Annotated in this window: 17 protein-coding genes; 8 read left to right on the top strand and 9 right to left on the bottom strand. The window is 51.1% G+C overall.

The features are described from left to right. Positions 1-265: 265 nt before the first annotated feature. Positions 266-2,161: a DUF294 nucleotidyltransferase-like domain-containing protein gene (locus tag MHN33_RS00310; protein ID WP_239393173.1), complete on the top strand. Its 1,896-nt coding sequence runs from the start codon at positions 266-268 to the stop codon at positions 2,159-2,161. Beyond that, a complete protein-coding gene (locus tag MHN33_RS00305; RefSeq protein WP_239393172.1) occupies positions 2,161-2,868 on the top strand; it encodes a 3'-5' exonuclease in 708 nt (235 codons plus the stop codon). Before MHN33_RS00310 ends, MHN33_RS00305 begins: the two co-directional genes overlap by 1 nt. Positions 2,869-2,943: 75 nt before the next feature. Here MHN33_RS00305 and MHN33_RS00300 read toward each other — a convergent pair whose 3' ends face one another. The 9 genes from MHN33_RS00300 to MHN33_RS00260 all read right to left on the bottom strand — a co-directional run bounded on the left by MHN33_RS00300 (position 2,944) and on the right by MHN33_RS00260 (position 13,251). Beyond that, positions 2,944-4,521 (bottom strand): BCCT family transporter, encoded by a 1,578-nt coding sequence (locus tag MHN33_RS00300; RefSeq protein WP_239393171.1) that lies wholly within the window; start codon positions 4,519-4,521, stop codon positions 2,944-2,946. A 404-nt stretch (positions 4,522-4,925) separates the two neighbouring features. Then, positions 4,926-5,588, bottom strand: coding sequence for a 3-oxoacid CoA-transferase subunit B (locus MHN33_RS00295; RefSeq protein WP_239393170.1), 663 nt, complete (start codon positions 5,586-5,588; stop codon positions 4,926-4,928). Between the two features lie 10 nt (positions 5,589-5,598). Continuing rightward, complete coding sequence (locus MHN33_RS00290; RefSeq protein WP_239393169.1) at positions 5,599-6,297, bottom strand: CoA transferase subunit A; 699 nt, start codon at positions 6,295-6,297, stop codon at positions 5,599-5,601. 34 nt (positions 6,298-6,331) lie between these two features. Beyond that, entirely contained in the window at positions 6,332-7,240 is a 909-nt protein-coding gene (locus MHN33_RS00285; protein WP_239393168.1) for a hydroxymethylglutaryl-CoA lyase, read from the bottom strand. 1 nt (position 7,241) lies between these two features. Beyond that, positions 7,242-9,185: an acetyl/propionyl/methylcrotonyl-CoA carboxylase subunit alpha gene (locus MHN33_RS00280; protein WP_239393167.1), complete on the bottom strand. Its 1,944-nt coding sequence runs from the start codon at positions 9,183-9,185 to the stop codon at positions 7,242-7,244. A gap of 10 nt (positions 9,186-9,195) precedes the next feature. Beyond that, the gene (locus MHN33_RS00275; protein WP_239393166.1) at positions 9,196-9,978 is read right to left on the bottom strand and encodes an enoyl-CoA hydratase-related protein; all 783 of its coding nucleotides are present in this window, start codon (positions 9,976-9,978) and stop codon (positions 9,196-9,198) included. A 9-nt stretch (positions 9,979-9,987) separates the two neighbouring features. Further along, on the bottom strand, positions 9,988-11,595 hold the full coding sequence (locus MHN33_RS00270; RefSeq protein ID WP_239393165.1) for a carboxyl transferase domain-containing protein: 1,608 nt from the start codon (positions 11,593-11,595) through the stop codon (positions 9,988-9,990). A gap of 9 nt (positions 11,596-11,604) precedes the next feature. Beyond that, positions 11,605-12,780 carry an isovaleryl-CoA dehydrogenase gene (locus MHN33_RS00265; RefSeq protein WP_239393164.1) on the bottom strand — a complete coding sequence of 392 codons (1,176 nt, stop codon included), beginning with the start codon at positions 12,778-12,780 and terminating at the stop codon, positions 11,605-11,607. A 78-nt stretch (positions 12,781-12,858) separates the two neighbouring features. Then, positions 12,859-13,251 (bottom strand): MerR family DNA-binding transcriptional regulator, encoded by a 393-nt coding sequence (locus MHN33_RS00260; RefSeq protein ID WP_239393163.1) that lies wholly within the window; start codon positions 13,249-13,251, stop codon positions 12,859-12,861. 396 nt (positions 13,252-13,647) lie between these two features. Between MHN33_RS00260 and MHN33_RS00255 the strand changes: the two genes are divergently transcribed. The 6 genes from MHN33_RS00255 to mmsB all read left to right on the top strand — a co-directional run bounded on the left by MHN33_RS00255 (position 13,648) and on the right by mmsB (position 20,503). Beyond that, on the top strand, positions 13,648-14,826 hold the full coding sequence (locus MHN33_RS00255) for an acetyl-CoA C-acyltransferase (protein ID WP_239393162.1): 1,179 nt from the start codon (positions 13,648-13,650) through the stop codon (positions 14,824-14,826). A 67-nt stretch (positions 14,827-14,893) separates the two neighbouring features. Next, positions 14,894-16,384, top strand: a complete 1,491-nt coding sequence (locus MHN33_RS00250; RefSeq protein ID WP_239393161.1) for a CoA-acylating methylmalonate-semialdehyde dehydrogenase — start codon at positions 14,894-14,896, stop codon at positions 16,382-16,384. Positions 16,385-16,515: 131 nt separating this feature from the next. Beyond that, positions 16,516-17,673: an acyl-CoA dehydrogenase family protein gene (locus MHN33_RS00245; RefSeq protein WP_046003797.1), complete on the top strand. Its 1,158-nt coding sequence runs from the start codon at positions 16,516-16,518 to the stop codon at positions 17,671-17,673. 12 nt (positions 17,674-17,685) lie between these two features. Continuing rightward, the gene (locus tag MHN33_RS00240; protein ID WP_046003798.1) at positions 17,686-18,462 is read left to right on the top strand and encodes an enoyl-CoA hydratase; all 777 of its coding nucleotides are present in this window, start codon (positions 17,686-17,688) and stop codon (positions 18,460-18,462) included. After that, the gene (locus tag MHN33_RS00235) at positions 18,462-19,601 is read left to right on the top strand and encodes an enoyl-CoA hydratase/isomerase family protein (RefSeq protein WP_239393160.1); all 1,140 of its coding nucleotides are present in this window, start codon (positions 18,462-18,464) and stop codon (positions 19,599-19,601) included. Before MHN33_RS00240 ends, MHN33_RS00235 begins: the two co-directional genes overlap by 1 nt. A gap of 11 nt (positions 19,602-19,612) precedes the next feature. Further along, complete coding sequence (gene mmsB / locus MHN33_RS00230) at positions 19,613-20,503, top strand: 3-hydroxyisobutyrate dehydrogenase (protein ID WP_239393159.1); 891 nt, start codon at positions 19,613-19,615, stop codon at positions 20,501-20,503. Positions 20,504-20,508: the final 5 nt, after the last annotated feature.

Here is a 20,508-nt window from a genome sequence, read left to right as displayed (position 1 = left end):
GACTCTTTATACTTGCGTACGTTTACCTACAGCGCCCTGCGGGATCCATTTCCTCAACACGACGTTTTATCATAGGCTTAGTTGCAGTACTGTCAGCTTCCAAAGCACGCTGTGAATATGATGGCAAACGACCATTATTACAAGTCATACAGTAAAAAATTAGTGTGACAAAATATACGTAGAACAAACTGACCCTGGTGCTTCCCTTGCGTTCATCTGCGCAATTACCCACAATAGTCATAATCAGGGTTATAAAACGGTCATTATGCAAATAGAACACTTTGAGATCATGCAGTTTTTATCTGCACATCCGCCATTTAACGATTTGCCTGCAGACGCGCTCAAACAGCTTGCCAGTGAGGTTGAGGTTGGCTATTACCGTGCGCGCAGTGAAATACTGCATTACGGAGAATCTATCTCAAATCTGTATGTGGTGCGGGCAGGTTCAGTGGAGGTATATCGTCGCAATGGTGAGCTCTATAATCGCATTTCAGAAGGGGGCCTGTTTGGTCAGCGCGGCTTGCTGATGAATCGCAAAGTACGTTTTCCGGTGATGGCATTGGAAGACATCCTGGTTTACTGTATTCCCGTGGCCTTGTTTGAAGCATTTTGTGATGAACACGAGGCATTTGCGGACTTTTTTGAGGCCGACGACAGTGGTGGTTTGATCCAGGCGGTGTCGGACCAGGCCGACAATAATGACCTCACCACGGCCAAAGTCAGAACCTTGTTACTTCGCGAGCTGGTGTCGGTAGAGCTGACTCGCCCAATTCGTGATGCGGCAAAGCTGATGACCGAAGAGCAGGTGTCGGCCTTGCTGGTATATGACCCGAGCAAACCCGTCAGCGACGATCCTGAGGATGACGACGGTCAAATTGTCGGGATCCTGAGCGATAAAGACCTGCGTATTAAGGTGGTGGCAGAGGGGTTAGATACAAACCAACCGGTTGCCACTATCATGACCCGGGAGCTGACCATAGTCGACTCCAATGCCTATGTGTTCGAAGCCATGATGATGATGCTCAGAGACAACTTGCATCATTTACCCGTGGTTCATAAGCGCCGACCTATAGGCGTGATAGCCCTGTCGGATATCCTGCGCTATGAGTCGCAGAGCAGCTTATTGTTTGTTAAAGGGATCATGGAGCAGCAAAGTGTGGAGGACGTGGCACACTATGCTAAGTCTCTGGCCAGTGTGTTTGTGCGTCTGGTGAATGAAGATGCTAACTCACACATGGTGGGCACGGCCATGTCGGTCATTGGTCGCACTATCAAGCAGCGATTACTGGAGCTGGCCGAAGACAAATTGGGCGAACCACCCGTACCTTATTGCTTTATTGCATTGGGCTCAATGGCACGGGATGAGCAGCTTATTGTGACCGATCAGGACAATGCGCTGATCTTGGATGATGCGTTTGAGGCTGATAAACATGACAGCTACTTTGCCGCGCTGGCAAAGTTTGTCTGTGACGGCCTGGCACAATGTGGCTATAAGCTCTGTGATGGCGGCATTATGGCAACAAACCCGAAGTGGCGCTTAAGTGCCAGTGACTGGCAGGCTCAGTTCGAAGACTGGATGGATAACCCCAAACCCGAGGCCTTATTACACAGCTCCATTTTCTTTGACCTGGATGGGATATTTGGTCGCACCCAGCTGGCCAGCCGCTTGAGTGAGCTGGTGGCAAAGAAAGCGAAGATCACGCCACGGTTTTTAGCGGCCATGGCCAGTAACTCACTACGCAGAACACCGCCGCTGGGCTTTTTTAAAGACTTTGTACTGGAGCAGGACGGTGAGCACAAGCACTCGCTGAATATTAAGCGCCGTGGTACCGCGCCGCTGTCCGATTTGGTGCGTGTGCATGCACTGGCCATCGGATCTCGTAAGCAAAACTCATTTGAGCGCCTGGAGGACATAAAAGAGGCCCAGTTATTACCACCCGGTAAAGTAGAAGATTTAGAGGCGGCGCTGGAGTATATTGCCATGATCCGTATTCGCCATCAGGCCCGGCAAATAGAGCAGGGCAAACAGCCCGACAATAATATTTTGCCAAAGCGGCTATCTGAGTTTGAACAGCGCAATCTCAAAGAAGCATTTGCAGTACTGGACAAAGCGCAAAGCTATCTCAAGATCCGTTATCAGAACAAGGCGATACTCAAGTAATGGCAATGCAAGGCGACATTTTATCCTGGCCAAACCGGTTTGCTCATTTAGCACGGCAAAGTAGTGATGAGCGGCTCAGGGCATTTTATACCGCAGGCGTACAGCTGCCCGACACGCCAGTGTCTCAGGCTCAGTTCGTGGCACTGGATTTTGAAACCACCGGTCTGAATTATGAAACCGATGACATTGTCAGCGTCGGCCTGGTGCCCTTTGACGCGCGAAGAGCCTATTGCCGGGATGCCAGGCATTGGATCTTAAAACCTGCTACACCACTGCACGAAGAGTCGGTGGTGGTGCATCAGATAACCCATTCACAGGTCAGTGAAGCGCCCGACCTGGACACCATACTGGAGGAGCTGCTTGCCTGTCTGGCTGGCAAGGTCATTGTGGTTCATTACCGCCATATTGAGCGGCCGTTCTTTAATCAGGCGTTAATGCAGCGGCTGGGCGAAGGGATTGAGTTTCCGCTGATTGACACCATGGCGCTGGAGCATCGCATTGAAACCAACCGGCTCACGCTTTGGCAGCGGATAAAACGCCAGCCGATCCCCTCGATCCGTCTGGCCGACAGTCGCAAACGTTACGGTCTGCCTTACTATGTGGCACATCACGCACTCAGTGATGCCCTGGCGACGGCTGAATTATTTCAGGCACAACTTCAGCACCACTACACGCAGCACACAGACATTAAGTCGCTGTGGATGTGATCAAGCAGAAACAAAAATGGCATGATAAGAAACATGCCATTTTCAATCCTTATCTTGTTACAGATATACCTGAACTCAGGGCTTAGTTTGCTCCGTGCGCAGCCCGAGGATCAGGCTCAGACACATCAGCAGCAATACGACTGTAAACGGCAGACCGGTTGAGATAGCACCCGCCTGCAAGGCTTGTATGGCCTCTGTGCCGCCGATCCACAGCAGCGCTGCAGCGATTGCACCTTCCACTGTAGCCCAGAACACCCGTTGCGGAATTGGGGCATCAATTTTGCCGCCGGCCGTTATGCTGTCTATGACCAGAGAGCCAGAGTCCGACGAGGTGATAAAGAACACCAGCACCAATACGATGGCAACAAATGACAGCAGATCGCCCAGTGGCAGTTGTTCAAACATTTCAAACATGGCCAGCGGCACCTGCGTCAGGCCATTTTCGCCCAGTGCACCCACACCAGACTTAACCTGATCTATGGCAATGCCACCGTACACTGACATCCACAAGGTTGTGACTAAAGTCGGGATCAGCAGCACAGCAATAATAAACTCACGAATGGTACGGCCCTCAGAGACGCGTGCGATAAACATACCAACAAACGGTGACCAGGAGATCCACCAGGCCCAGTAAAACACAGTCCAGCCCTGGAACCAGGCTTCGTCGTCACGCCCGTGTGGGTTACTCAGTGGAATAATGTTCTCTACATAGGCCATTATGGTGGTGGGAACATTACCGAGCGCCACCGCAAAGCCGGCCAGCATGACAAACAGCAGCAGGGCAAAAGCGATCAGCATATTGGTGTTACTGAGCACTTTAACGCCACCTTCAATGCCACGTACTACAGAAATGATGGCCAGCAAAGTGACGCCAACGATCACCATGATCTGTAGCCCCAGACCTGCCTCTATGCCGAATACATGCTGGATCCCGGCGCTGGCCTGTTGCGCGCCCAGGCCAAGTGAGGTCGCCAGACCAAATAAAGTGGCCAGCACCGCCAGAATATCTATGATATGACCCGGCCAGCCCCAGGCTCTGTCGCCTAGCAGAGGATAGAAAATTGACCGAATAGACAGCGGCAGGCCTTTGTTATAGGCAAAGAAAGCCAGCGAGAGCGCGACGACGGCGTAAATCGCCCAGGGGTGTAAGCCCCAGTGGTACATAGTCGCGCCCATGGCCATTTCCGCAGCTTCAGGTGTATTGGGTACGACATTCAGCGGGGTTTTAAACCAGCCTGTGTAATAGGCCACCGGCTCGGCAACGCCCCAGAACATCAGCCCGATCCCCATACCGGCGGCGAACAGCATGGCCAGCCAGGAGAGGGTGGTGTACTGAGGTTTAGCTGAGTCGCCACCAAGGCGGATTTTACCGTAGGGAGAGAGCACCAGCGCCAGGCAAAACAGCACAAAGAAGTTACCCGACCACATAAAGACGGCATCAAACGCGCCGATGATTTTCCACTTCAGGCCATCCAGTGTTGCCTTTGCCGACTCGGCGTCGCTTACTAAGATTGCAATAAGGAATAATAAGATCAGGCCCGCACTCACGCCAAAAACCGGGTTGTGAACATCAAACCCCCATTTTTGTACGTTGTCCTGGCCCACCGTATAGTCTGTATTATCGATACTATACTTATCGTGATTGTCTGCCATTGTTACCTCAAAGTTGAGAAATGAAATGACAAATTGGTATAACACCCGGCTTTGATGCAAACTGCATGCGATAGGTTTATGTTAGTTACAGCGGTAATGAGCGTGGCAATGACTTGCCATTACAATCGTCTTCCTATACTCAAAAAGGCGTTTCGATGTAATTAAGATAAACCGACCAAAACGGGGTATTTTTACCACCTTGCCGAAAAAGTCTTAGTTTATAAGTGTAAGCGTTAGAATATAAAAGTAAATGAATGGGCTATTAACTGAATAAAATCACACCAGTTAAGGGCCAAACAGGTAAAAAAAATCCCTCTTGCGAGGGATTTTGGGTAACTCAGCGCCTTTGGCACTGGGAATGAGGTCGGTACAAAGTTGATGTTTTTGTGTCAGACCGTGCTTATTTAGCTGGCAAACTGCATTTCAGGAATATCGCCATCGACGATAAGTTTGCCCGCTGTTTTGCTGATAATTTCGTCTACACTAACACCCGGTGCGCGCTCTAGCAAATGGAACGCGCCATCTTTTACTTCAAGCACGGCTAAATCTGTGACGATCTTTTTCACACAGTTCACGCCGGTGAGCGGCAGAGTACAAGACTCCAGTAACTTTGAATCGCCGTGCTTGCTGGCATGGGTCATGGTTACCACGATGTTTTGTGCACCTGCAACTAAATCCATCGCGCCACCCATGCCTTTGATTAACTTTTTCGGGATCATCCACGAGGCAATATTGCCACTCTGATCCACTTCAAATGCACCCAGTACCGTCAAGTCTACATGACCACCGCGGATCATGGCAAAGCTTTCGGCGCTATTAAAAATAGCTGCACCTGTGGCTGCTGTCACGGTTTCTTTACCCGCATTGATCATGTCAGCATCGACCTGGTCCTCTGTTGGGTAAGGACCCATACCCAAAAGACCGTTTTCGGATTGCAGCATAACTTCGATACCCTGAGGCACGTAGTTGGCAACCAGAGTAGGGATACCTATGCCCAGGTTGACGTAATAACCGTCCTGAAGTTCCTGCGCCACGCGCATTGCAATTTGTTCACGATTTAAAGCCATGGTGATCTCCTTACTTACGGGTTGTGACACGTTCGATGCGTTTTTCAAAGCGACCCTGAATCACGCGATTAACATAGATCCCCGGTGTGTGGATCTCACTCGGTGCCAGCTCGCCCGGCTCGACGATTTCTTCGACCTCGGCAACGGTAATTTTACCTGCCGTGGCAGCCATAGGGTTAAAGTTCATCGCAGTGTGGCGGAATACCAGGTTGCCATAGCGGTCTGCTTTCCAGGCCTTAACGATGGCGAATTCGCCGGTGATAGATTCTTCAAGAATGTAAGGGCGACCATCGAATTCTTTGACTTCTTTACCTTCAGCAACTGGGGTGCCATAGCCGGTCGCGGTATAGAAACCCGGGATGCCCGCGCCGCCAGCGCGCATTTTCTCTGCCAGTGTACCCTGAGGCGTCAGTTCAACATCGATAATGCCGTCTAACAGTTGTTGCTCAAACAGGGCGTTTTCACCCACGTAGGAAGCAATAATTTTCTTGATTTGACGGTCATGAAGCAAAATACCCAAACCAAAGTCATCAACCCCACAGTTGTTAGAGACCACGGTCAGCTCTTTGGTTTGTTTGCGCTTGATTTCTGCAATTAACCCTTCTGGAATACCACATAATCCAAAGCCACCGGCAATAATGGTATCGCCGTCTTTGAGGCCCTCCATTGCTGCTTCATAGCTTGAAACTACTTTATCGAAACCGGCCATTAGCCCACTCCTAGTTGTTCGTTGTTTTCGGTTGTTATGACTGACAGCTGTTTTTCAGCGCCAGTGACACCTTGCTTAGGGGTGCTTTTTCAAGCGCCTCGCAAATCTGCCAGCCTGCTTTTGCAAGCCTTTCTAAATCAATTCCACTGTCAATGCCAAGTCCTTGCAGCAAGTAAACAACATCCTCAGTGGCAACATTTCCTGACGCGCCCTTAGCATAGGGACAGCCACCCAGTCCGGCAACGGCTGAATCTATGGTACTAATGCCCATTTCCAGTGCGGTATGTATGTTTGCCAATGCCTGGCCATAGGTATCATGAAAGTGCACGGCAAGGCGCTCAGCCGGGATGTGTGACAGTAATAACGTGAGCAGCTGCCGAACCTGATTGGCTGTGCCCACACCTATGGTGTCGCCCAGGCTGATCTCGTAGCAGCCTAATGCCAATAATTGTTTACACACCGCCAGTACCTGCTCTGGTTCGACCTCTCCCTGATACGGGCAGCCAACCACACAGCTTACGTAGCCTCTGACTTTGATGTTGTTTTTTTGTGCAAGCTCGACCACCGGGCGGAAGCGTTCAATACTCTCTTCAATAGAGCAGTTGATGTTCTTTTGCGTAAAGGCTTCGCTGGCTGCGGTGAAAATGGCAAACTCATCGACCTCATTGGCAAGCGCCAGTTCGGCGCCTTTGAGATTTGGCGTAAGGGCGCTGATCTCAACACCCTCACGGCGTACAAAGCCTTGGATCACATCACTGGAGTCGGCCATTTGCGGCACCCACTTGGGCGACACAAATGCACCGGCCTCAATGTGTTTCAGACCGGCCTCGGCCAGTGCATTGACCAGCGCGATTTTTGCCCCGGTCGATACACTGGATTCGTTTTGCAGGCCATCACGCGCACCAACTTCAACTATTTTGACTTGGGCTGGATAGTTCGCCATTTCAGGCCTCCTCAACAATCGCAAGCATCGCGCCGTGGCTGACCAGCTCGCCCTCGTCGAAACAATAGCTGGTGAGCGTGCCATCAAACGGCGCGTTCAGGGTGTATTCCATTTTCATCGCTTCAATAACCACCACAGGGTCGCCTTTGCTCACCTGAGCGCCAACACTTTGCAGGTGCTTTACGACCGTGCCGTTAAGTGGCGCAGCCAGCGGTGCTTCCTGATGTTCATGCTCACTGACGTAGTGTTTTGATTTAAGCGCCACATCAAACTGATACGGGCCAAACATGACGGTGATCTGCGCTTCGGTGATCACCACATCCGCCAGCAAACGCTTGCCATCCAGGTTAGTGACCAGGTTGTGGCCGTCAAGGCGCACGTCCATAGTATGATCGAGATCCTGGTAAAATACCTGCCACTGGCTTCCACAGGCTTCGGCAACCACCAGGTGGTCAGCAAATGGTAATACCTGACGACGCGGCTGATTGAGCTTAAAGCCCGACAGCTGCCACGGCGAGGTAACTTTCTCTGCCTGCTGATGCGCCAGATAGGCCGCACTGGCCAGACAAACCAATAAGTCACTGGGCGCCTGCGATGCCGTCAGCGTTTCAGTTTGGGTATCAATAAAGTGGGTATCAGGTGCTGTGGTACTAAATGCAGGATGGCCCGCCAGGTGGTGTAAGAAGGCAATATTGCTTTTCAGACCAGCCAGATGTACCTCTGCCAGCGCGCTGCGTAATTTTAATAGTGCAGTACGACGGTCGCGGCCGTGCACAATCAGCTTAGCGATCATTGGATCATAAAAGGGGCTGATCTCATCACCCTGTTGTACACCGGTGTCGATGCGCACACCATCTTTGGCCTCCGGGAAACCCAGATGCGATAATACGCCAGAGCAGGGCATAAAGTTTTCCTGCGGATCTTCGGCATAAATGCGCGCTTCGAAACTGTGGCCACTGAGACGGATCTCATCCTGGGTTAGTGGCAGTACTTCATTGTTGGCGACCCGAATTTGCCACTCAACCAGATCCTGATCGGTGACCATTTCCGTCACCGGATGTTCTACTTGCAAACGCGTGTTCATTTCCATAAAGAAGAACTCGTCACCACAGAGCAAAAACTCAACGGTACCGGCACCGCGGTAGTTGATTGCCTGAGCACAGCGCACGGCGGCTTCACCCATTTCGCGGCGTAACTCTGCACTAAGATCCGGGGCAGGGGCTTCTTCAATGACTTTCTGATGGCGGCGCTGCAATGAGCAGTCGCGGTCGCCCAGATACACGCAATTACCATGGCTGTCGGCAAACACTTGTACTTCAACATGGCGCGGCTTATCGACAAAACGCTCCAGCAGCACCAGGTCATTACCAAAACTGGCTGCGGCCTCACGCTTTGCGCCTTCAAGGGCGCTGATAAACTCGCTGGCTTCGCGCACTACGCGCATGCCTTTACCGCCACCACCGTAAGCGGCTTTAATCAGTACCGGGAAGCCCACTTTCTCGGCTTCCTGAGCCAGAAATTCAGTATCCTGTTGCTTGCCGTAATAGCCGGGCACTAGCGGCACATTGGCCTCGGCCATGATCTCTTTGGCGCGGGTTTTTGAGCCCATGGCTTCAATTGAACTGGCCAGCGGACCAATAAAGGCAATATCTGCCTGCTCACAGGCCTGGGCAAAGGCTTCGTTTTCAGACAAGAATCCGTAACCCGGATGGATACAATCCGCACCGGCACGCTTAGCAACATCCAGAATGCGCTCTGCAACCAGGTAGGAGTCTTTACTTGGCGCCGGGCCAATGTGATAGGCTTCGTCTGCCTGTTGTACGTGCATGGCATTGGCGTCAGCATCGGAGTAAACCGCCACAGTGCTCAGACCCAGGCGCTTGGCGCTGCGCATGACACGGCAGGCGATTTCGCCACGGTTGGCAATCAGAATTTTCTTTAGCATAGTGTACTCCTTACTTGCTGGCTGCGTTTTGCCAGCCGGGGGCACGTTTGTCGAAAAAGGCGCTCAGGCCTTCCTGTCCTTCTTCGCTAACGCGGATCTCTGCGATCCGTTTTGCGGTGTGTGCAATCAGTGTGTCGTCAATGGCATGGCCTGCCACTTCGTCTATCAGTGCCTTGGCACTTTTGACCGCCACCGGGCCATTGTTCAGCAGCGTCTCAATAAAGTGAGATTCTGCACTGGCCAGGTCTTCGGCGATTTCGTGGATAAGACCCATGTTCAGCGCTTTGTCTGCATTAAAGATCTCAGCACTGAGGAAATAGCGACGTGCCTGACGCTCGCCAATGGCGCGGATCACATAGGGGCTGATCACGGCAGGGATAAGCCCCAGCTTGACTTCGCTCAGACAGAATTTGGCATCCGGGGTCGCAACGGCGATGTCACAGCAAGCGATGAGGCCCAGTGCACCACCAAATGCTGCGCCCTGAACCAGACAGACCGTCGGGTGCGGGCTGTTTGCCAGCACTTTCATCAGTTTGGCCAGCTCCATAGAGTCAGCGACGTTCTCGTCATAGTTATTGCCAGCCATGGATTTCATCCACGCCAGGTCGGCACCAGCAGAGAAGTGCTTGCCATTGGTTTTCAGGATCAGAGCGCGAATATCCAGCTCGTTAGCGTATTCAATGCTTTTGATTAGTTCGGCAATGACCTCGGCATTGAAGGCATTGTGTTTTTCCGGGCGGCTGAGTTCCAGCACGGCCACCTTACTTTTGGTAATATTTAAGGTTACTGACATAGGGCCTCCTTACATCCGGAAGATGCCGAATTTTGAATTCTGCTCAGGTGCATTGGCAGCCGCTTCAAGCGCCAGACCAAGAACTGTGCGTGTATCGGCAGGATCGATAATGCCATCGTCCCACAAGCGCGCACTGGCGTAGTAGGGGTGGCCTTGCTTTTCGTATTGCTCGACAATAGGCTTTTTAAACTCAGCCACTTCTTCATCGCTCATTGACTGGCCTTTACGTGCCAGACCGTCCTGACGAACCTGTGTCAGTACACCGGCAGCCTGCTCGCCACCCATGACAGAAATACGGGCATTGGGCCACATCCACATCATAGTGGGTTCATAAGCGCGACCGCACATGCCGTAGTTACCGGCACCATAAGAGCCACCGATCAGCACGGTAAATTTCGGCACGTCTGCACAAGACACCGCGGTAACCATTTTAGCGCCGTGTTTGGCAATGCCTTCTGCTTCGTACTTTTGACCTACCATAAAGCCAGTGATGTTCTGTAAAAACAGCAGCGGAATGTTGCGCTGGGCACACAGCTGGATAAAGTGCGCGCCTTTTTGCGCAGACTCAGAGAATAAAATCCCGTTGTTGGCGACGATCCCGACCGGGTGGCCATAAATTTCGGCAAAGCCGGTAACCAGGGTTTCACCAAAGTAGCGTTTAAATTCGTCGAACTGTGAGTCGTCCACGATACGGGCGATGACTTCGCGTACGTCAAATGGCTTTTTGAGGTCCGTTCCGACGATGCCGTAGATCTCACGAATATCGTATCGTGGGGCTTTAAAGTCTTTCAGAACTGGGCGAACAGGACGTTGATGGTTGAGGCGGGAAACACACTGGCGGGCGATAGACAGCGCGTGCTCATCGTTTTCAGCATAATGGTCCGCAACACCGGATACTTTACAGTGCACATCGGCACCACCGAGATCTTCGGCGCTTACTTCCTCACCGGTTGCCGCTTTCACCAGCGGTGGGCCGGCGAGGAAAATCGTCCCTTGCTCTTTCACTATGATACTTTCATCGGCCATCGCGGGGACATATGCACCACCGGCAGTACACAGGCCCATCACCACGGCAATTTGCGGGATGCCTTTGGCAGACATGCGCGCCTGATTATAGAAAATACGGCCAAAGTGCAGTTTATCCGGAAATACTTCATCCTGCTCCGGCAGGTTCGCGCCGCCTGAGTCAACTAAGTAAATACAGGGCAGGTGACAACGTTCAGCGATCTCTTGTGCGCGCAGATGCTTTTTCACCGTCAGTGGGAAATAGGTACCCCCTTTAACCGTAGCGTCGTTTGCCACAATCATGCATTCAATCCCTTTCACCCGGCCAATCCCCGCCACCACTCCGGCGCAGGGAATGTCTTGTTCATACACGCCGAAGGCGGCGAACTGAGAGATCTCTAAAAAAGGAGAGCCTTCGTCGAGCAGATGCTCAATGCGGTCTCGGACAAATAACTTGCCGCGGCTCTGGTGGCGGGCTATCAGGGCCTCACCGCCGCCCACAGATAATGTGGCGACCTTATCATTCAGGTCGGCAACCAGAGACGCCATGGCGTCCTGGTTTGCCTTAAACTGCGGGTCATGACTATTAACATTCGAGTTTAGTACTGTCATGCTGCCTCCTTAGCGGCTTTCGGTGAACAGCTCACGACCGATCAACATACGGCGGATCTCAGAGGTGCCCGCGCCAATTTCATAGAGTTTGGCATCACGCAGCAGGCGTCCGGTTGGGTACTCATTGATGTATCCGTTACCACCGAGTAACTGAATCGCATCGAGCGCCATTTTGGTGGCCAGCTCGGCGGCATACAGAATTGCGCCGGCGGCATCTTTACGGGTGGTTTCGCCACGGTCGCAGGCTTTAGCCACTGTGTATACATAAGAGCGTGCTGCATTCATTTGCGTATACATATCGGCAATTTTGCCCTGTATAAGCTGGAACTCACCAATAGACTGATTAAACTGTTTACGTTCGTGAATATAAGGTACAACCACATCCATACAGGCCTGCATGATCCCAAGCGGGCCACCGGCCAGAACCACGCGCTCATAGTCCAGACCACTCATCAGGACCTTAACGCCTTCATTATAGTTACCGAGGATGTTTTCCTCTGGTACTTCACAGTCTTCAAATACCAACTCACAGGTGTTTGAGCCACGCATGCCCAGTTTGTCGAGTTTCTGTGCGGTTGAGAAACCCGGGAAGTTTCGTTCTACAATAAAAGCGGTTATACCACGCGAGCCAGCTTCTACATCGGTTTTTGCATAGATCACGAAGACATCGGCATCCGGACCATTGGTGATCCACATTTTATTGCCGTTAAGAATAAATTTATCGCCTTTTTTCTCGGCTTTGAGTTTCATGGAAACCACATCCGAGCCCGAATTGGGCTCACTCATAGCCAGCGCACCTATGTGTTCACCGGAAACAAGCTTAGGCAGATACTTTTCTTTTTGTGCCTGGTTACCGTTGCGATTGATCTGGTTGACACACAAATTTGAATGCGCACCATAACTGAGTCCGATTGATGCACTGGCTCGGCTGATCTCTTCTATTGCAATCACGTGTTCCAGATAACCCATGTTTGCACCACCAAACTCTTCCGGTACTGTGATGCCCAGCAGGCCCATGTCACCAAGTTTCGGCCACATTTCATTGGGAAAGGCGTTTTCTTCGTCGGTCTTTTCAGCCAGTGGGGCGATTTCACTGCTGGCGAAGCTGTTGACGTGGTCACGGATCATGTCCGCTGTTTCGCCCAGGCCAAAGTTAAGTTCTTTATAAAGTGATACTGTGCTCATCTGTAGTTATCCTGTGTGAGAGTTATTCTTGATCAAGCACTCGCCGCGGACGGCATTAAGTGCTACATTGCTCAATCACTATTCATCTAAATTTTTTAAAGTATCGAGACAGCGGCGCTCCGCTGTCACCAGTTCCATCAGTACGACTTTAATGTCGTCCATTTGCTGGCTCAGATCGGCCTTTTTTTCGTCGATCAATTGCAACATAGTATGAAGTTGTTTGGCGCTTGATTTGTCGGCGTCGTAAAGCTCAAACAATCGACCTGTTTCTGCCAGGGTGAAGCCTAATCGCTTACCACGCAGAATGAGTTTCAGGCGCACTTTGTCGCGCTTTGAATAAATGCGGGTCTGGCCATGGCGTTCAGGTGAAAGTAATCCTTGATCTTCATAAAACCGAATACTTCGGGTGGTAATATCAAACTCCTTGGCGAGTTCGCTGATTGAATAAGTTGGTTCTTTGTTGTCTTGCATCGTTTACGCACTTACATCAAAACTGATTTGTCCAATATAAGTGAAGTTTACGTAAAGGTAAAGTATGGCGTTTGTTTCATCCATTGGTCGCATATCGCAATCGCTCATACTGGTCTACTTTAGGTATTCGTTTAGCTTACAGATGATCCGCTGAGGCACTCCAGATGGTACGTCACACAGCAGTATAGTCGCTTTGTCCGCGACTAAACGGCGAGGAGGACGACACATCGGAAGTCACGCCAGTGGCAACCTCGATGTGCAACTTAACTTTACACTTTCAGAGATCGCAATTTGCTTGATTTTAGATTTACGTTGGCGTAAACGTAAATATTAGGTATGCTCGACGTAAGAGATTACTAAAAGCAAGCAACTTGCTTGTAAACAGGAGTTTTTTTAATGAGTAACGAAGCTGTTGTCATTGTCGCCGCAAAACGTACCCCTATGGGTGGATTCATGGGTAGCCTTTCAGGCGCCAGTGCTACTGATTTAGGTGCAACCGCAATTAAAGCGGTGATGGCTGAGACTGGTTTGTCAGATGCCAGCATTGATGAAGTGATCATGGGCTGTGTATTGCCTGCTGGATTAGGCCAGGCACCTGCACGTCAGGCGATGTTGCATGCGGGTCTGGCTCGCTCAACAGGCGCAACCACCATCAATAAAGTCTGCGGCTCTGGCCTTAAAGCGGCGATGTTCGCCCACGACTTAATTAAAGCAGGCAGCATTAAAAATGCCATCGCCGGTGGTATGGAGAGCATGACCAATGCCCCTTACTTCATTCCTAAGGCACGTGGCGGCATGCGCATGGGTCATGGTGAAATTAAAGATCACATGATGGCAGACGGCCTGGAAGATGCTTACGATAACAAAGCCATGGGCTGTTTTGCTCAGGATACGGCCGATGAGTACGGCATAACCCGTGACAACATGGATGAGTTTGCGCTGAGCTCGCTGAGCAAAGCCAATGCCGCCATTGAAAACGGCAGCTTCACTAATGAAATAGCTGCGCACACTATTGCTACCCGTAAAGGCGATGTAGAAGTAGCGATTGATGAACAGCCTGGCAATGCACGCCCGGACAAAATCCCATCACTGCGCCCGGCATTCAAAAAAGATGGCACCATCACGGCGGCGAACTCGTCTTCAATCTCTGACGGTGCCGCGGCACTGGTTCTGATGAGTGAGTCAGAAGCGAAGCGCCACGGTTTAACACCTCTGTGTAAAATAGCCGGCCATACTACCCACTCTCAGGCACCTGCCGAGTTCACAGTCGCACCAGTAGGTGCAATGAATAAACTGCTTGAGCAAACTGGCTGGTCTAAAGACGACGTCGATCTGTGGGAGATCAATGAAGCATTTGCCATGGTGACTATGCTGGCAATCAGCGAACTGGGCCTGGATCAAAGCAAAGTGAATGTGAACGGCGGCGCCTGTGCATTGGGTCATCCAATCGGAGCCAGCGGTGCACGTATTTTGGTAACGCTTATTCATGCGCTGCGCAATCGCGGTTTATCAAAAGGGGTTGCCTCACTGTGTATCGGTGGTGGCGAAGCGGTGGCATTAGCTGTCGAAGTTTAAGTTAAGTATAGCGCCGCAATGACAATAATTAAGCGGCGCTTTTCGTTTTATTTGGGGAGGAGTGCACATGCACCAGGTACCATTATACATCAACGGTGAATTTACCCAGTCTCAGTCTGACAAGTGGCTGGATGTCGTCAATCCGGCGAATCAGGAAGTTTTGGCGCAGGTGCCGTGTGCGACGCACGATGAAGTACAGGCTGCGATCACATCAGCACAAGAGGCGTTCAAGACCTGGCGTAATGTGCCAGTAACGGAGCGTGCGCGCATTATGATGCGTTATGCGGCATTGCTGAAAGAACACCAGGAAGAAATTGCGACCATTATCTGTCATGAACTTGGTAAAACTTTTGAAGATGCCAAAGGCGATGTCTGGCGTGGTATTGAAGTCGTTGAGCAGGCAGCCAATGCGCCGGCATTGATGATGGGTGAAACCGTCGAGAACGTGGCCCGCAATATCGACACTTATTCTTATATCCAGCCGCTGGGTGTATGTGCGGGTATTACCCCGTTTAACTTCCCGGCAATGATCCCATTGTGGATGTTCCCAATGGCGATCGTCTGTGGTAACACTTTCGTACTAAAACCCTCTGAGCAAGATCCGCTTACACCGATGCGTTTGGTAGAGCTATTCGAAGAAGCAGGCGCACCAAAAGGCGTACTACAAGTGGTACATGGTGCCAAAGAGCAGGTAGACCAAATCCTGACAGCCCCTGAAGTACGCGCAATTTCTTTCGTGGGTTCATGTGGTGTAGGCTCCTATATTTACAGCAAAGGCACCGAAAACCTGAAACGTGTTCAGGCTTGTGTCGGCGCGAAAAACCACATGGTGATCATGCCAGATGCCAGTCGTGAGCAGACCATTAATAACCTGGTCGGTGCCTCTGTGGGTGCTGCGGGTCAGCGTTGCATGGGCATTTCGGTTGCCGTGTTCGTTGGCAAGTCCAAAGAATGGATCGACGATTTAAAAGCCGGTCTTGAAAAAGTACGTCCGGGTGTGTGGAACGACCCGCAAGCGGCTTATGGCCCGCAAACCTCGGCTCAGGCAAAGGCACGTATTCTGTCGCTGATCGAAAGTGGTAAACAGCAAGGTGCAACCTGTCTGCTGGATGGTTCAGACTTTACAGTAGAAGGCTACGAAAACGGCAACTGGGTTGGTCCAACGTTGTTTACAGACGTCACGTCAGACATGGACATCTACAAGCAGGAGATCTTTGGTCCTGTGCTGAACTGTGTATGTGTTGATACCCTTGAAGAAGCCATTACGCTTGTCAATAACAGCCCATACGGTAACGGTACGTCTCTGTTCACGGCAAGCGGTGCTGCGGCACGAAAATTCCAGCATGAAATCGAAGTCGGTCAGGTAGGGATCAATATTCCAATTCCTGTGCCGTTGCCGTTCTTCTCATTCACAGGCTGGAAAAACTCTTTTTATGGCGACCAGCATACCTATGGCAAGCAGGGGGTGCGTTTCTACACTGAAACCAAGACCATTACTTCACGCTGGTTTGCCGATGAGGCCGTAACGGGCCCTAACATGAGCATTAACCTGCGATAACGCCAGTCAGTTAACCTATCAGGCCCGGCATTTGTCCGGGCCGCTCGTAGTATTACCTGAGACTCAGGTACATAAGAATAACGCCGGGCAGAACCATCACTTCGCCCGCTATGACAACAAGTGAGGTCTTTATGGACTTTAATCTCAACGAAGATCAACAGGCTTTTGCCGAAACCGCCTATCAGTTTGCCATGAGCGAACTGGCGCCCCATGCCGCCGAATGGGATCAGAAACACATTTTCCCAAAGGATGTCATTAAAAAAGCCGGTGAGTTGGGCTTTTGTGGCTTATATACACCGGAGGAAGCCGGTGGTCTGGGCCTGTCGCGTCTTGATTCAAGCATTATTTTTGAGCAGTTGTCGATGGGCTGTACGGCCACAACGGCGATGCTGACCATACATAATATGGCCACCTGGATGATTGCCAGCTTCGCCACCCAGGCGGTTAAAGATCAGTACATGGACCAACTGGTCATGGGTGAGCTGCTGGCTTCATATTGCCTCACTGAACCAGGCTCAGGCTCTGACGCGGCATCATTGAAAACGAAAGCCGTGCTTGAGGGTGATGAGTATGTCCTGAATGGCTCGAAAATGTTCATCTCGGGCGCGGGTGAGACCGATGTGCTGGTCGTGATGGCTCGAACCGGTGAAGACGGCCCGAAAGGCATTTCTGCTTTTGTTGTTCCGGCAGATGCCGAGGGCGTGATTTACGGTAAGGCCGAAGAGAAAATGGGCTGGAACGCCCAGCCAACCCGCCTGGTAACATTCGAAAATGTCCGTATTCCGGCCGCTAACCTGATGGGTAAAGAAGGCGAAGGCTTTAAATTTGCCATGCAGGGTCTGGATGGCGGACGCATTAACATTGCGACTTGCTCAATAGGCACCGCACAACAGGCTCTGAACACAGCCAAAGAGTATATGCAGGAGCGCCAGCAGTTTGGTAAGCCTCTGGCCGCATTCCAGGCACTACAGTTTAAGATTGCCGATATGAACACTGAACTGGTTGCCGCGCGTCAGATGGTCCGTCTGGCCGCATTTAAACTGGACAGCAATGACAGTGAAAAAACCACTTACTGTGCCATGGCTAAGCGTTTTGCGACCGACGTCGGTACTAAGGTTTGTGATGATGCATTACAAATTCATGGTGGTTATGGCTACATCAAAGAATACCCACTTGAGCGCCACCTGCGTGATGTACGCGTTCACCAAATCCTGGAAGGCACCAATGAGATCATGCGGGTGATCATTGCACGCCGAATTCTAGCCGAAGGCGCAGCAAGCGTACTGTAGAGGAGCATGATTATGTCAGCACAATTGAAACTTGAAAAACAAGGCCATATCGCGATTGTGACTATGTCCAATCCACCGGCAAACACCTGGACTCGCGATACGCTGGTCGGTCTGAAGGAGCTGGTGAACGAGCTAAACGCGGATAAAAACATTTACTCTTTGGTGATCACCGGTGAGGGTGAAAAGTTCTTCTCAGCGGGCGCCGATCTGAATGTGTTCGCTGATGGCGACAAAGGCGTTGCTGCGGATATGTCGCGCGTATTTGGTGAAGCGTTTGAAACCCTGAGTGATTTTCGCGGTGTGTCTATTGCGGCCATCAATGGCTTTGCGATGGGCGGTGGCCTGGAAGTGGCACTGGCCTGTGATATTCGTATCGCAGAAGCGCAGGCTCAAATGGCCTTGCCGGAGGCCAAAGTGGGCTTGCTGCCTTGTGCAGGTGGCACACAAAACCTGTCATGGCTGGTAGGTGAAGGCTGGGCGAAGCGCATGATCTTATGTGGCGAGCGCCTCAAAGCCGACAAAGCTCAGCAGATTGGACTGGTTGAAGAAGTGGTTGAGCAGGGCAAAGCGCTCGAAGCTGCACTTGAGCTGGCCAAGAAAGTAGAAGATCAAAGCCCGGTGGCTGTAACCGCTTGTAAAGCCCTTATCCAAAAAGGTCGTACCGGCACCATTAACAGCGCGTTGCCGCTTGAGCGTGAACTGTTCGTGACTTTGTTCGATACACAAGATCAGAAAGAGGGCGTCAATGCCTTCTTAGAAAAACGTAAAGCAAACTGGGTGAATGGCTAATGGTTGAATTACAGTTACTGAACCAGGCAGATGCCCCAGTGGTATTTGAGTTGGCGCACTGTAATAACGGCATGAAGGTGGCGGTTGCCACCCTCAATGCGCCAAAAGCACTCAATGCACTGAATCTGGAGATGATCCGCTTACTGGAACCACAGCTTAAGGCCTGGGCCGAAGACGAACAGGTCGCTATGGTCCTGCTCAAAGGCGCAGGTGAAAAAGCCTTCTGTGCCGGTGGTGATGTAGTCAGCCTGTACAATGCGATGGCAGCTGAAGATGGCAATAATCATCTCGAAGTCTTCTTTGCCGAGGAATATCGTCTCGACTATCATATTCACAATTATGATAAACCTATCCTGCTTTGGGGCAATGGCATCATCATGGGGGGCGGTCTTGGTCTGATGGCCGGTGCCAGTCACCGTGTGGTGACCGAGTCATCACGCATCGCGATGCCGGAAATCACCATTGGCTTGTATCCGGATGTCGGTGGCAGCTACTTCCTGAATAAGATGCCGGACGGTGTCGGCTTATTCCTTGGCCTGACAGGTGCTTCCATTAATGCCACTGATGCCAAATTTGTTGGCCTGGCCGATCATTATATGGATGGTGAGCGCCTGGATATGCTGTTGCATAACCTCAGTGAGGTAAACTGGGGTAAGACCAATGTACTCAATCATGAGAAACTGACCCAGTTACTTATCTCTCTTGATGAAGCATCGCACATTCCACCGCGCTGCGAAATTAAGCCACTGGCTGAGTCTTTTGCTCAACTTGCCGAATTTGACACCCTGGAAGCCCAGATTGAGCATATTCTGGCGCTGGACAGTACAGAGAATAAATGGCTGAGCAAGGCGCAAAAAGCCCTCAAGCATGGCTCTCCTTTGAGTGCAGTATTGATCCAGACACAACTTAAGCGTGCAGAAGGCCTGTCACTGAAAGAGTGCTTCTTGCGTGAACTGGCGATGTCGGTTCGTTGTGGTGAAGTGGGTGAGTTTCGCGAAGGTGTGCGTGCATTATTGATTGACAAAGATAGTCAGCCACAATGGCAGTTTAAGAGTATCACAGATGTAGACAGCACTGTGATAGACAGCTTTTTTGCCCCACGCTGGGAGCAAAGCGAACACCCATTGGCTGACTTGTAAGGAATTAACACATGGCAAAGATTGGATTTATAGGTTTAGGAAACATGGGTGGTCCAATGGCGACCAACTTGGTGAAAGCCGGCCACCAGGTGTCGGTATTTGATCTCAGTGCAGAGGCGTTAAAGCAGCTAGCATCGCACGGCGCGGTGATTGCGGATAAAGTCTCAGATGTCTGCACTGATGCAGATTTTGTGATCAGCATGCTGCCTGCGAGCAAACATGTTCGCATGATTTATACTGGCGAAGATGGGTTAATCAACTATCTTGATAAGTCGACGCTGGTCATAGACTGCTCAACCATTGACGCAGAATCAGCGCAGTTTGTTGGTAATACGTTAGCACAGGCCGGTATTGCCTTTGTTGATGCGCCCGTTTCCGGTGGCGTTGCAGGTGCTGCCGCGGGCACATTAACCTTCATCGTGGGGGGCAATGATGCGGACTTTAACCGAGCGCAGACAGTTCTTAACGACATGGGTAAGAATATTTTTCACGCCGGGGCTGTCGGGGCAGGTCAGGTCGCTAAGATCTGTAATAATATGCTGTTATCAATACTTATGGCAGGCACCAGTGAAGCACTGCAAATGGGCGTTGATCACGGCCTTGATCCAAAAGTATTGAGTGAGATTATGCTCAACAGCTCGGGTCGCAACTGGACATTGGAATTATATAACCCGTGTCCGGACGTATTAGAGAATGTGCCTTCGTCAAATGGGTATAAACCTGGTTTTATGGTTGACTTGATGGCCAAAGATCTGGGGCTGGCGATGCAGGCGGCACAGCAAACAAACTCGGCTACGCCGATGGGGGCACTGGCAAAAAATCTCTACAACCTGATGCAGAATCAGGGCAGTGGCAGTGAAGATTTTAGTGCTATTTTTAAACTCTATTCACAAAAGCAGTAACAGAA

The organism is Pseudoalteromonas sp. OOF1S-7 (genome assembly GCF_022347765.1).
Taxonomy (GTDB): Bacteria; Pseudomonadota; Gammaproteobacteria; order Enterobacterales; family Alteromonadaceae; genus Pseudoalteromonas.
The sequence above is the reverse complement of the archived record's forward strand: the minus strand, read 5'-3'. Positions and strand labels throughout refer to the sequence as shown.